A 12,792-nucleotide genomic window follows, 5' to 3' on the forward strand; every position below is an offset into this window, starting at 1 on the left:
CACACGCAGACTGGAGACCACTGTAGCCGGTCCCGGCGGGAGCTGTCGGACCGGCCGGGGGAGGCCGGTGCCCGGCAGCGCACGAACGGGGACCGTCGGTGCGCGCAGGTACCCTCCCGTCCGTGCTGCTGGCGCTCGACGACGCGGCGGTCGGCCGGTGGAGCCGTGCCGTCGTCGACACGCTGTCCCGGTCGCGGGGGCGGCTCGACGAGCTGAACGTCTTCCCGGTGCCCGACGGCGACACCGGCTCCAACCTCCTGCTCACCGCCGAGGCGGGGCAGGCGGCGCTGCAGTCGGCCGCGGGCGGCCCGGACACGGGGGAGTCGGCCTGGGCGGTGCTCGCCCGCGGGGCGGTGCTCGGCGCCCGGGGCAACTCCGGCGCGATCCTCGCCCAGCTCCTGCGTGGCCTGGCCGACGGGCTGGCCGACGCCGCGCGGGTCGACGGCCCGGTGTTCGCGGCCGCGCTGGCCGACGCAGCCCGCACCGCCTACGCGGCGGTGGCCGACCCCGCGGAGGGCACCTTCCTCACCGTGGCCCGCGCCGGGGCCGACGCCGCCGTGGCCGCGGTCGAGGCGGGCCGCGACGGGCTGCCCGACGTCGTCCGGGCCGCCGCCGACGGCGCGCTCACCGCCCTGCAGGCGACCACCGGCCAGCTCGCCGTGCTGCGCGACGCCGGGGTGGTCGACGCCGGCGGGGCCGGCTGGTGCCTGGTCCTGGACGCGCTGGTCGGCACGGTCACCGGTGCGGTGCCGGTCCGCCCGCCGCTGGCCGGCCGGCCGCACCGGCACGGGGCCGCCCCGGCACCGCTGGTCGGTCCGCCGGTTCCCGGCGCGGGCAGCGAGGTGCAGTACCTGCTCGCCGACTCCGACGAGACGCGGGTCGGCCGGCTCCGGGGGCGGCTGGCCGAACTCGGCGACTGCCTGGTCGTCGTCGGGGTCGACACCCCCGGCGGGCGCGAGTGGAACGTGCACGTCCACGTCGCCGACGTCGGTGCGGCGATCGAGGCGGGCATCGAGGCCGGTCGCCCGCACCGCATCTCGGTCACCCCGCTGGCCCCGGTGCGCCCGCCGGCGGGCGCGCCCGGCGTCCGCGCCGTCGTGGCGCTGGCCTGCGCCGCGGGCCTGGCCGACCTCTTCGCCGGCGAGGGGGTCACCGTGCTCACCGCCCCGGTCGACGACGTCACCGAGGACGCGGTGCTCGCGGCGGTGCTGGACACCGGCGCCGAGCAGGTCGTCGTCCTGCCCAACCACCCCGAGGTCACCGCCGTGGCCGCGCGCGCCGCCGAGCGGGCCCGCGAGGAGGGCCGCGACGTCGCGGTCGTGCCCACCCGCTCGGCGGTGCAGGGGGTCGCCGCGCTGGCCGTGACCGACCCCGCGCGCCGGTTCGGCGACGACGTGATCGCCATGGCCGAGGCCGCCGCTGCCACCCGCTGGGCCGAGGTCGTCGTCGCCGAGCACGAGGCGCTGACCTCGGCCGGCCGCTGCCACCCCGGCGACGTGCTGGGCAGCGCCGAGGGCGACGTGGTGGTCATCGGCGCCGAGCAGGCCGCGGTCGCCACCGACCTGCTGGACCGGCTGCTGTCGGCCGGCGGCGAGCTGGCCACCGTCGTCGCCGGCGACGAGGCGCTCGGCGACACCGTCTGCGCGCACCTGGCCACGGTGCACCCCACGGTCGAGGTGGTCCGCTACCCCGGGGGCGAGGGCGCGCTCCCGCTGCTGGTCGGGGTGGAGTGACGTGGCGCTGGCGATGGACACCCCGCTCGGCCGGGTGGTGGGCCCCAAGACGGCGAAGGCGATGGCGGAGCAGCTGTCGCTGCACACCGTCCGTGACCTGCTGCGGCACTACCCGCGCCGGTACGCCCGCCGCGGGGAGATGAGCCGGCTGGAGGACCTCCAGGTCGGGGACCGGGTGACCGTGCTGGCCCAGGTGAAGAAGGTCAGCACCCGGCCGATGCGCCAGCGCCGCGGCTCGATCACCGAGGTCACCGTCGGCGACGGGGCGGGCAGCATGCGGCTGGTCTTCTTCAACCACCGGCACGCACACCTCGACGTCGGCGAGTGGGGGCTGTTCGCCGGGACCGTCGGGAAGTGGCAGGGCGACCTGCAGTTCACCCACCCCGACTGCCACGTCATCACCGGGGACGACGACGACTGGGCCCGCGCCCTGGTGCCGATCTACCCGGCGAGCAAGGACGTCTCCAGCTGGGTGATCCAGAAGTCGGTCAAGCTGCTGCTGGACGACGAGCGCTCCCTGTCCCAGGCGCTGGACGACCCGCTGCCCGCCGAGGTGCGGGAGCGGCACGGGCTGGTGCCGCTGGCCACCGCCCTGCGGTACAAGCACCGGCCGGACACCCAGGAGCAGGTCGACGAGGCCGACGAGCGGCTCAAGTGGGACGAGGCGCTGGTGCTGCAGGCCACCCTCGCCGGCCGCCGCCGGGCCGCCGCGCTGGAGCCCGGCATCGCCCGGCCGCGGCGCAGCGGTGGCCTGCTGGACGCCGTCGACGCCGCCCTGCCGTTCGCGCTCACCGACGGGCAGCGCGAGGTGGGGGAGGAGCTGGCCGCCGAGCTCGCCCGGGAGCAGCCGATGAACCGGTTGCTGCAGGGCGAGGTCGGCTCGGGCAAGACCGTCGTGGCGCTGCGCGCGATGGCCCAGGTCGTCGACGCCGGGGGGCAGGCGGCGCTGCTGGCGCCCACCGAGGTCCTCGCCGCCCAGCACGCCCGCAGCCTCGCCGCGGTCCTGGGGCCGCTGGGCCGGGCCGGGGAGCTCGACGGCGACCCGGCCGGCACCCGGGTGGTGCTGCTCACCGGCTCGCAGAAGGCCGCCGCCCGCCGGGAGGCCCGCGCCGCGGTCGCCGACGGCAGCGCCGGCATCGTCGTCGGCACCCACGCGCTGCTGCAGGAGGGCGTCGAGTTCGCCGACCTCGGCCTGGTGGTCGTCGACGAGCAGCACCGGTTCGGGGTGGAGCAGCGCGACGCGCTCCGGGCCAAGGGCAACCGCCCGCCGCACGTGCTGGTGATGACCGCCACGCCCATCCCGCGCACGGTCGCGATGACCGTCTACGGCGACCTGGAGACCTCCACGCTGCGGCAGCTCCCCGCCGGCCGCGGCGGCGTGTCCAGCTCGCTCGTGCCGGTCCGGGAGAAGCCGTCCTGGCTGGACCGGGCGTGGGAGCGGGTCCGCGAGGAGGTCGCCGCCGGGCGGCAGGCCTACGTGGTCTGCCCGCGGATCGGCGACGAGGAGGACGGCAAGGGCGCGGCGCGCGACGACGACGGCCCGGACGGCGCCGACGGCGCCCCGCCGCCGGACGAGGAGGCTGGCAGCGAGCGGCGGCCGCCGCTGGCGGTGCTCGACGTCGCCGAGGAGCTGCGCGCCGGCCCGCTGGCGGCGCTGCGTGTCGAGGTGCTGCACGGCCGGATGGCCCCCGAGGACAAGGAGGCCCGGATGCGGGCCTTCGCCGCCGCCGAGGTCGACGTGCTGGTGGCCACCACCGTCGTGGAGGTCGGCGTCGACGTGCCCAACGCCACGGTCATGGTGGTGATGGACGCCGACCGGTTCGGGGTCAGCCAGCTGCACCAGCTGCGCGGCCGGGTGGCCCGCGGCAAGCACTCGGGGCTCTGCCTGCTGGTCAGCGAGGCGCCCGCCACCTCGGCCACCGGCCAGCGGCTGGCCGCGGTCGCCGCCACCACCGACGGCTTCGAGCTCGCGCGACTGGACCTGGAGACCCGCCGGGAGGGTGACGTGCTCGGTGCGGCCCAGTCCGGACGGCGGTCGGGCGTGCGGCTGCTGTCGCTGCTGGACGACGAGCAGCTGATCGCCGAGGCCCGGGTGGAGGCCACCCGGCTGGTGGAGGAGGGGCGCGGGCTGGCCGACCACCCCGAGCTCGCCGCGGCGGTCGCCGCCCTGGCGCTGGACGAGCGGGCCGACTACCTGGAGAAGGCATGACGCGGCTGATCGCCGGTCAGGCCGGTGGCCGGCGGCTGAAGGTTCCGCGGGCGGGGGTGCGGCCCACCGGCGACCGCGCCCGGGAGGGGCTGTTCAACTCCCTGGGCTCGCTGCTGGACCTCGACGGCGCCCGGGTGCTCGACCTGTACGCCGGCACCGGTGCCCTGGGCCTGGAGGCGCTGTCCCGCGGGGCGGCGGAGGCGGTGTTCGTGGAGTCCGGTGCCGGCGTGCTGCCGGTGCTGCGGGCCAACATCGCAGCCGTGGGCCTGCCCGGCGCGCGCGTCGTCCAGGGCGCCGTGGCCACGGTGGTCGCCGGGCCGGCGCCGGCGGCGTTCGACCTGGTGCTGGCCGACCCCCCGTACGCCGTCCCGGACGAGGAGGTCCTCGGTGTGCTGGGCTCGCTCAGCGCCGGCGGCTGGCTCGCCCCGGAGGCGGTCGTGGTGGTCGAGCGCGCGAGCCGGGACGAGCCCTTCGAGTGGCCGACACCGCTGACCGGGCTGCGCGATCGGCGCTACGGGGAGGCCGTGCTCCGGTACGGTCGCTCGTTGTGAGGCGCGCGGTCTGCCCCGGCTCGTTCGACCCGGTCACCAACGGCCACGTCGACGTGATCCGACGCGCCGCCGCGCTGTACGACGAGCTGGTCGTCGCGGTCCTGGTGAACCCGGGCAAGGCCGGCCTGTTCGACGTCGACGAGCGGATGTCGCTGCTGCGCGAGGCCGCCGCCGACCTGCCGAACGTCGTCGTCGACAGCTTCTCCGGCCTGCTGGTCGACTACTGCAAGGACCGCGACCTGCCGGTGGTGGTCAAGGGGCTGCGCGCCGTCGGCGACTTCGAGTACGAGCTGCAGATGGCGCAGATGAACCGCGAGCTGGCCGGGGTCGAGACGCTGTTCGTGCCCACCGCACCCCAGGTGGGCCACCTCTCCTCCAGCCTGGTGAAGCAGATCGCGCGGTTCGGCGGGGACGTCTCGTCCCTGGTGCCGGCGGCGGTCAACGACCGGCTGGTGGCCCGGGCCCGGGAGGCATCCGCATGACCGAGGTCGTGTACCGGCTGTACGAGACCGTGGACGAGCTGACCACGGTCATCGAGAACGCCCGCAGCGTGCCGATGTCCGGCTCGTGCATGGTCCCGCGCGACCACCTGCTGGACCTGCTCGACGAGCTGCGCGAGACGCTGCCGGAGGAGGTGCACGCCGCCGGCGCGATCGTCGAGCAGCGCACCGAGATCCTGCAGCAGGCCCAGGCCGAGGCCGAGCGGCTGACCGGGCGCACCCGCAGCGAGAGCGACCAGGTCGTCTCCGCCGCGCGCCGGCAGCGCGAGGAGATCGTCGGCACCGCCCGGCGCCAGCGCGACGAGCTGCTCACCCAGGCGCGCGAGCAGGCCGACGACCTGCTGGCCCGCGCCGAGGCCGAGGCGGAGGCGATCGTCGCCGACGCCGAGCGGGTGCGCGACGAGCTGGTCGCCGAGGGGCGGGCGCAGGCCGAGCAGCTGGTCGCCGAGGGGGTGGCCGAGAACGAGCGGCTGCTCACCGAGACCGAGGTGTACCGCACCGCCGTCGCCCGCGCCGACGAGCTGGGCGCCCAGACCGCGGCAGAGGTGGCCCGGATGCGCGCCGAGGTCGACGAGTACGTCGACACGCGGCTGGCCGACTTCGGGAACACCCTCGCCCACATGGCGCGTTCGGTCGAGCAGGCACGCAGCAACCTCAGGACCCCCTGACCCTGCTGCGGCCCCGGCGCCCGGCGGGTGCCCGCCGGGGATCGGGTAGGCTGGACCTCTGTCCGGCTCCGTGCCGTCCCGCGCCGTCCGCGCGGGGCCGTGCCGGCACCCCACATCGACGACGACGAGTACTGACATGCCTGCTGCCTCTGCCCGCCAGCCCGACGCCGCGTCCACCGACGCCCGGCGTCCTGCTGGCGACCCCGCCGCGACCGCTGCCGAGCGGGCCGCCGCGAAGGCCTGGAAGGTCGAGCTCCGTGAGCTGGGCCGCCGGGCCGGCTCGATGCGTGAGTGGGAGAAGACGCTGCCCGCCCCGGAGCGCTGGGGCGTGGAGATGATCGGCGTGCCCGAAGGGGCCCCGGTGCAGCTGCGGCTGCGCCTGGAGTCGGTCATGGAGGGCGTGCTCGTCTCCGGCGAGGTCGACGTCCCGGTGACCGGCCAGTGCGCCCGCTGCCTGGACCCGGTCGAGGACACCCTGACCCTGGACGTGCAGGAGCTGTACGCCTACGAGGGCAGCACGACCGAGGCGACCAGCGGTGAGGACGAGGTCCGCCGGATCGAGGGCGAGACGCTCGACCTCGCACCGCTGGTCCGCGACACCGTCGTGCTCACGCTGCCGCTGTCGCCCACCTGCACGCCGGACTGCGCCGGCCTGTGCGTCGACTGCGGTGAGCGGCTCGACGACCTGCCCGCCGACCACTCGCACGAGGTGATCGACCCCCGGTTCGCCGGGCTCGCCGACCGCTTCGCGCACCTGACCGACACCGCGGAGGGGTCCCAGTCCGGGTCCGCCCGCACCGACCCAGAGGAGAACTGACGTGGCCGTCCCGAAGCGGAAGATGTCGCGCGCGAACACCCGGTCCCGCCGTTCGCAGTGGAAGACGACCGCCCCCACCCTGGCCGCCTGCCAGAACCCGGCCTGCCGCGAGCTCAAGCCGCCGCACCAGGCCTGCCCGACCTGCGGTCAGTACGACGGCCGTCAGACCATCGCGGTCTGACCAGCTCCGCACCCGCTCCCCGCGTGGCGAGCTCGACCACGACACCGGCGTCCACCGCCGACGGCTCCGTGCAGCCGCCGGCGGTGGACGCCGGTGGTCGTTCCCCCGCCGGTGACGAGCACGCCGGGCAGGCCGCCCGCTGGCTGGCCGAGGCCCTGGACGTCTCGCTCCCCGGTGACCTGCTGACCCTGGCGCTCACCCACCGCTCCTACGCCTACGAGCACGGTGGCCTGCCCACCAACGAGCGCCTGGAGTTCCTCGGCGACTCGGTGCTGGGCCTCGTCGTCACCGACGAGCTCTACCGCAGCCACCCCGACCTGCCCGAGGGGCAGCTGGCCAAGCTGCGGGCCTCCGTGGTGAACATGACCTCGCTGGCCCGCGTCGCCCGTTCCCTCGGGGACGGCGGCATCGGCCCGCACCTGCTGCTCGGCCGCGGCGAGCAGACCACCGGCGGCCGGGAGAAGGACTCGATCCTCGCCGACGCCCTCGAGGCGCTGATCGGCGCGATCCACCTGGGCCGCGGGCTGGACGTCGCCAGCGCCCTGGTGCACCGGCTCTTCGACCCGCTGCTGGCCGAGTCGGCCACCCGGGGCGCCGGCCTGGACTGGAAGACCAGCCTCCAGGAGCTGGGCGCCGCCCAGGGACTGGGCGCGCCGGTCTACGTGGTGGAGGACGAGGGCCCCGACCACGCCAAGACCTTCACCGCGTCGGTGCTGCTGGCCGGGACCTCCCGCGGCAGCGGCTCGGGCCGCACCAAGAAGGCCGCCGAGCAGGAGGCCGCGGAGGCGGCCTGGCGGGCGTTGTCGGCGGAGGCGGAGCAGGCCGCAGGGGCGGGGAAGGCCGCGGGGGCCTGAGTGCCCGAGCTCCCCGAGGTCGAGGTCGTCCGGCGCGGGCTGGAGCGCTGGGTCGCCGGGCGCACCGTCGCCGCCGTCGAGGTCCACCACCCCCGCGCCGTCCGGCGGCACCTGGAGGGCGTCGACCACTTCGTCGCGACGCTGACCGGCGCCACGTTCACCGCCGCCCACCGGCGCGGCAAGTACCTGTGGCTGCCCCTGGCCGGCGAGGACGGTGCCCCGCTCGGCCGGGCGCTCGTCGCCCACCTGGGCATGAGCGGCCAGCTGCTGGTGGAGAAGCGCAGCGAGCCCGACGAGGTGCACCTGCGCGCGCGGTTCCGCTTCACCGACGGCGGCCGTGAGCTGCGCTTCGTCGATCAGCGCACCTTCGGCGGCCTGGCCGTGGAGGAGACCGACGGGGAGCAGTTGCCGCCCCGGCTGGCGCACATCGCCATCGACCCGCTGGACCCCGGCTTCGACGAGGCGGCGTTCACCGCCGCCCTGCGCCGGCGCCGCACCGAGGTGAAACGGGCGCTGCTGGACCAGACGCTGATCGGTGGGGTGGGCAACATCTACGCCGACGAGTCGCTGTGGCGCGCCCGGCTGCACGGCGCCCGGCCCACCGACAAGCTCACCCGGGGGCACGTGACGGACCTGCTCGAGGGGGTCCGCGACGTGCTGGGGGAGTCGCTGGCCCAGGGCGGGACGTCGTTCGACTCCCTCTACGTCGACGTCAACGGGCAGAGCGGCTACTTCTCCCGCCACCTGGCCGTCTACGGGCAGGAGGACCGCCCCTGCCCGCGCTGCGGTACGGCCGTGGTCCGGGAGCAGTTCATGAACCGGTCCAGCTACAGCTGCCCGCAGTGCCAGCCGCGACCCCGGCGGCGCGCATGAACGCGCGGCGGGTGGTCGCGCTCGTCGACGGGCTGGTCCAGGGCGTCGGCTACCGGTTCTTCGTGCACCGCACGGCCACTGCCCGGGGCCTGGCCGGGTCGGCGACGAACCTGCCCGACGGCCGGGTGGAGGTCGTGCTGGAGGGGCCGGCCGACGACGTCGCGGCGGTGGTCGCCGCCCTCGACGGCCCCGACGCCCCCGGCACGGTGCGCGGCGTGCAGCTCCGGGACGACGTGGTGCGCGGGATTCACGGCTTCACCACGGGGTGACCAAGACGACATCCACCCGACACGGGGACGCGGTACGCGAGGCGTTGACCCAGGTCGAGGCGGGTGTCACCCTGAGGAGACCAGCCCGTGCAGACCGCCGTCGGCGGTGCACGGGAACCACCCTCCTGTCTGTCGAGAGGCCGCTCAGTCATGGCCAAGGCCCTGTTCGGTTCCGTCGTCGCTCCGCACGAGCTCCGGATGGCCCAGGAGAACGCCGCACTGCGCGCGCGGGTACGCCGCCTGGAGGAGGAGCTCGCCGTCCTCCGCGAGGAGCGCGACACCGCCATCGCCCGCGAGCTGCTCACCCTGGCCGACGAGCAGAACGCGCCCGCGCTCGCCTGACGAAGGCCCGGCACGGCGGCGCTCGGGTGCCTGTGCCCGCCGTTGTGCGCTGATCGTCGGTTCCGACGTCGACGACCGACGACCGGTGCACAACGCCGGTGGCGGAGCCGAGTCGCGCCAGTCCCCACCTGCCCCGGCCGCCCCACGAGCCGGGGCCGTGTCGGTGTGCTCGGTTAACGTCGGATCGGCACCCGTCCCGCCGGCCACCGGAGTCTGCTTCCCGTGCACCTGTCCAGCCTGACGCTCAAGGGCTTCAAGTCCTTCGCGTCGCCGACGACGCTCCGGCTGGAGCCGGGCATCACCGCCGTCGTCGGCCCGAACGGCTCGGGCAAGTCCAACGTCGTCGACGCGATCGCCTGGGTGCTGGGCGAGCAGGGCGCCAAGAGCCTGCGCGGCGGCAAGATGGAGGACGTCATCTTCGCCGGCACCGCCGGCCGGCCGGCGCTGGGCCGCGCCGAGGTCACGCTGACCATCGACAACGCCGACGGCGCGCTCCCGATCGACTACACCGAGGTGTCGATCACCCGCCGCATGTACCGCTCCGGGGAGAGCGAGTACGAGATCAACGGCGACAAGGTCCGCCTGCTCGACGTCCAGGAGCTGCTCAGCGACTCCGGCATCGGCCGGGAGATGCACGTCATCGTCGGTCAGGGGCAGCTCGACGCCGTCCTCTCCGGCCGCCCGGAGGACCGTCGCGCGTTCATCGAAGAGGCCGCCGGCGTCCTCAAGCACCGCAAGCGCAAGGAGAAGGCGCTCCGCAAGCTCGACGCGATGCAGGCGAACCTCGACCGGCTGGCCGACCTCACCGCCGAGCTGCGCCGCCAGCTCAAGCCGCTGGGCCGGCAGGCGGAGGTGGCCCGCCGCGCCGCGGGCGTGCAGGCCGACCTGCGCGACGCCCGGCTGCGGCTGCTCGCCGACGACCTGGTCGGCCTGCGCGACGCGCTGGACAAGGACGTCGCCGACGAGACCGCCGCGCGCGCCCGGCGGGCGGTCGTCGAGCAGGCGCTCGCCGAGGCATCCCGCGCCGAGGCGGCCCTCGAGCGGCAGCTGGCCGCCGACGCCCCGCAGCTCGCCGCCGCGCAGGAGGCCTGGTACCGGCTGTCCACCCTCGGCGAGCGGTTCCGCAGCGTTGCCCAGCTGGCGGCCGAGCGGCACCGGCACCTCTCCGCCGCGCCCCCGGCCGGCCCCGCCGGCCGCGACCCCGAGCAGCTGGACGCCGAGGCCGACCGGGTCGAGACGACCGAGCGGGAGCTCGCCGCCTCCCTGGAGGCCGAGCGCGCCCGGCTCGCCGCGGCGGTGGCCGCGCGCACCGACGTGGAGACCGCGCTCACCGACGCCGAGCGGGCGCTGGTCGCTGCCGCCCGGGCGCTGGCCGACCGGCGCGAGCAGCTGGCCCGGCTCTCCGGCCAGGTGGCCGCCGGGCGCTCCCGGGCCGCCGCCGGTGAGGCCGAGATCGAGCGGCTGGCCGCTGCCGCGGCCGAGGCCGGCGAGCGGGCCGAGGCGGCCGCCGGACGGCTGGCCCGGCGGCGCGAGGAGCTCACCGAGGACGCCGGCGACGACACCGGCCTCGCCGAGGCGCACGCGGCCGCGGTCACCGCGCACGCCGACGCGGTGCGCACCGTGACCGAGCTGACCGCCGCCGAGCGCGCCGCCGAGCGTGACCGGGCCGGCGCGCAGGCCCGTCGCGACGCCCTGGCGCTGGGGCTGGCCCCGGCCGACGGGGCGGCCGCCGTGCTCGCTGCGGGGCTGCCCGGCGTGCTGGGCCCGGTCGCCGACCGGCTCACCGTCACCCCGGGAGCCGAGGTCGCCCTCGCCGCTGCGCTCGGTGGCCTGGCCGACGCCGTCGTCGTCGGCGGGGTCGCCGAGGCCGCCGACGTGCTCACCCACCTGGCCGGCAGCGCCGGCGGCCGGGCCGGGCTGCTGGTCACCGGCGGCCTCCCGCCGGTCACCCGCGACGGCTGGCCCGAGCTGCCCGACGGCGCCCGCTGGGCGCTGGACCTGGTGCAGGCGCCCGCCGAGCTCGGCCCGGCCCTGGCCCGTGCCCTGGAGCGGGTCGCCGTCGTCGCCGACCTCCCCGCTGCCGTGGCGCTGGTGCGCACCCACCCCCGGGTCCGTGCGGTCACCGGCACCGGAGACCTGCTCGGCGCCGACTGGGCCACCGGCGGCCAGGCCAACGCCCCCTCCGGGCTGGAGGTGCGGGCGCGGGTCGAGGAGGCCGCCACGGCGCTGGAGCAGGCGGCCGCGCACGCCGCCGAGCTCGCCGAGCAGCTCGCCGCCGCCCGGCAGGCCGCGACCGAGCGCTCCGCCGAGGTCGACGCCGCGCTGACCGCGCGCCAGGCCGGCGACCGGGCGCGCTCGGCCGCAGCGGCCGAGCTGGCCGAGCTCGGTGCCGCCGCCCGCTCGGCCGTGGCCGAGGCCGAGCGGCTCGACGCCGCCCGCGTGCGGGCCGAGCAGGCCCACGAGCAGGCGGTCGCCGGGCTCACCGAGCTGGAGGAGCGGCTGGCCGCCGCCGAGTCCGCGCCGGTCGAGGAGGAGCCCTCGACCGAGGAGCGGGACCGGCTGCGCGCCGAGGCCACCGCCGCCCGCCAGGCCGAGACCGAGGCCCGGCTGGCGGTGCGCACCGCCGAGGAACGGGCCCGCTCGCTGTCCGGGCGGGCCGAGTCGCTGCGCCGGCAGGCCCGGCAGGAACGCGCCGCCCGGGAGCGCGCCGCCGCCGCCCGCGCCGCCCGCGAACGGGGCGCCCGCGTCGCCGCCGGGGTGCGCGCCGGGGCCGAGGAGGCGCTCACCGCGCTCACCACGTCACTGGCCCGGGCCGCCACCGAGCGGGACGTGCTCGCCGAGGCCCGCACCGGCCGGGAGGCGGAGCTGCTGGCCGTCCGGGCCCGGGTGCGCGAGCACACCGCCGAGCTGGACCGGCTCACCGACGAGGTGCACCGCGACGAGGTGGCCCGCGCCGAGCAGCGGCTGCGCATCGAGTCGCTGGAGGCCCGGGCGGCCGAGGAGTACGGCGTCGACCTGCCCACCCTGGTCGGCGAGTACGGCCCGGCCGCCCCCGTCCCGCCGAGCCAGGCCGAGGTGACCGCGGCCGAGACGGCGGGTGAGCCGGAGCCCGAGCCGGTGCCCTACGACCGGGCCGCGCAGGAACGCCGGGCCGCCCGGGCCGAGCGGGACCTGGCCGCCCTGGGCAAGGTCAACCCGCTGGCGCTGGAGGAGTTCGCGGCGCTGGAGGAACGGCACACCTTCCTCGCCACGCAGCTGGACGACCTCAAGACCACCCGGCGCGACCTGCTCACCGTCGTCCGTGAGGTCGACGCGCGCATCCACGAGGTGTTCGCCCAGGCGTTCGCCGACACCCAGCGCGAGTTCGAGCAGGTGTTCGGCACGCTCTTCCCCGGCGGCGAGGGGCGGATCTTCCTCACCGACCCCGAGAACCTGCTCACCACCGGCGTGGAGGTCGAGGCCCGGCCGCCGGGCAAGAAGGTGAAGCGGCTGTCGCTGCTCTCCGGTGGCGAGCGGTCGCTGACCGCTGTCGCCCTGCTGGTGGCGATCTTCCGGGCCCGCCCCTCGCCGTTCTACGTGCTCGACGAGGTCGAGGCTGCCCTGGACGACGTCAACCTGGGCCGGCTGATCACGCTCATCGAGCAGCTGCGGGACACCTCGCAGCTCATCGTGATCACCCACCAGAAGCGGACGATGGAGATCGCCGACGCGCTCTACGGGGTCAGCATGCGCGGCGACGGCATCACCGGCGTGATCAGCCAGCGCCTGCGCGAGCCACAGCCGGCCTGACCGGAC

12 protein-coding genes and 1 pseudogene are annotated in these 12,792 nt (G+C 76.7%); 12 read left to right on the plus strand and 1 reads right to left on the minus strand.

Translation table 11 applies throughout. The features are described 5' to 3' along the window. Window positions 1-122: 122 nt before the first annotated feature. The 9 genes and pseudogenes from ACI795_RS13240 to mutM all read left to right on the plus strand — a co-directional run. Complete coding sequence (locus ACI795_RS13240) at window positions 123-1,733, plus strand: DAK2 domain-containing protein (RefSeq protein WP_457075988.1); 1,611 nt, start codon at window positions 123-125, stop codon at window positions 1,731-1,733. A 1-nt stretch (window position 1,734) separates the two neighbouring features. Then, window positions 1,735-3,942 carry an ATP-dependent DNA helicase RecG gene (gene recG / locus ACI795_RS13245; protein WP_457075989.1) on the plus strand — a complete coding sequence of 736 codons (2,208 nt, stop codon included), beginning with the start codon at window positions 1,735-1,737 and terminating at the stop codon, window positions 3,940-3,942. Next, complete coding sequence (gene rsmD, locus ACI795_RS13250; protein WP_457075990.1) at window positions 3,939-4,493, plus strand: 16S rRNA (guanine(966)-N(2))-methyltransferase RsmD; 555 nt, start codon at window positions 3,939-3,941, stop codon at window positions 4,491-4,493. Before recG ends, rsmD begins: the two co-directional genes overlap by 4 nt. Beyond that, complete coding sequence (coaD, locus tag ACI795_RS13255; protein WP_457075991.1) at window positions 4,490-4,975, plus strand: pantetheine-phosphate adenylyltransferase; 486 nt, start codon at window positions 4,490-4,492, stop codon at window positions 4,973-4,975. Before rsmD ends, coaD begins: the two co-directional genes overlap by 4 nt. Further along, entirely contained in the window at window positions 4,972-5,661 is a 690-nt protein-coding gene (locus ACI795_RS13260; RefSeq protein WP_457075992.1) for a hypothetical protein, read from the plus strand. Before coaD ends, ACI795_RS13260 begins: the two co-directional genes overlap by 4 nt. A gap of 136 nt (window positions 5,662-5,797) precedes the next feature. After that, window positions 5,798-6,478: a YceD family protein gene (locus ACI795_RS13265; RefSeq protein WP_457075993.1), complete on the plus strand. Its 681-nt coding sequence runs from the start codon at window positions 5,798-5,800 to the stop codon at window positions 6,476-6,478. Between the two features lies 1 nt (window position 6,479). Further along, the gene (gene rpmF / locus ACI795_RS13270) at window positions 6,480-6,659 is read left to right on the plus strand and encodes a 50S ribosomal protein L32 (protein WP_457075994.1); all 180 of its coding nucleotides are present in this window, start codon (window positions 6,480-6,482) and stop codon (window positions 6,657-6,659) included. 23 nt (window positions 6,660-6,682) lie between these two features. Continuing rightward, window positions 6,683-7,513: a ribonuclease III gene (gene rnc, locus ACI795_RS13275; protein ID WP_457075995.1), complete on the plus strand. Its 831-nt coding sequence runs from the start codon at window positions 6,683-6,685 to the stop codon at window positions 7,511-7,513. Continuing rightward, window positions 7,514-8,329: pseudogene (mutM, locus tag ACI795_RS13280) on the plus strand (bifunctional DNA-formamidopyrimidine glycosylase/DNA-(apurinic or apyrimidinic site) lyase); the annotation flags it as partial. Here the strand turns inward: mutM and ACI795_RS13285 are convergent. Then, window positions 8,325-8,384 (minus strand): hypothetical protein, encoded by a 60-nt coding sequence (locus tag ACI795_RS13285; RefSeq protein ID WP_457076072.1) that lies wholly within the window; start codon window positions 8,382-8,384, stop codon window positions 8,325-8,327. The pseudogene mutM and the gene ACI795_RS13285 sit on opposite strands and share 5 nt — an antisense overlap. Here ACI795_RS13285 and ACI795_RS13290 point away from each other — a divergent pair. The 3 genes from ACI795_RS13290 to smc all read left to right on the plus strand — a co-directional run bounded on the left by ACI795_RS13290 (window position 8,383) and on the right by smc (window position 12,786). Continuing rightward, window positions 8,383-8,655, plus strand: coding sequence for an acylphosphatase (locus tag ACI795_RS13290; protein ID WP_457075996.1), 273 nt, complete (start codon window positions 8,383-8,385; stop codon window positions 8,653-8,655). The two genes, ACI795_RS13285 and ACI795_RS13290, sit on opposite strands and share 2 nt — an antisense overlap. A gap of 150 nt (window positions 8,656-8,805) precedes the next feature. Further along, window positions 8,806-8,997, plus strand: coding sequence for a hypothetical protein (locus ACI795_RS13295; RefSeq protein ID WP_457075997.1), 192 nt, complete (start codon window positions 8,806-8,808; stop codon window positions 8,995-8,997). A 222-nt stretch (window positions 8,998-9,219) separates the two neighbouring features. Then, window positions 9,220-12,786 carry a chromosome segregation protein SMC gene (gene smc / locus ACI795_RS13300; protein WP_457075998.1) on the plus strand — a complete coding sequence of 1,189 codons (3,567 nt, stop codon included), beginning with the start codon at window positions 9,220-9,222 and terminating at the stop codon, window positions 12,784-12,786. The last annotated feature ends 6 nt before the right edge of the window (window positions 12,787-12,792 follow it).

This window comes from Modestobacter sp. SYSU DS0290, assembly GCF_054050955.1.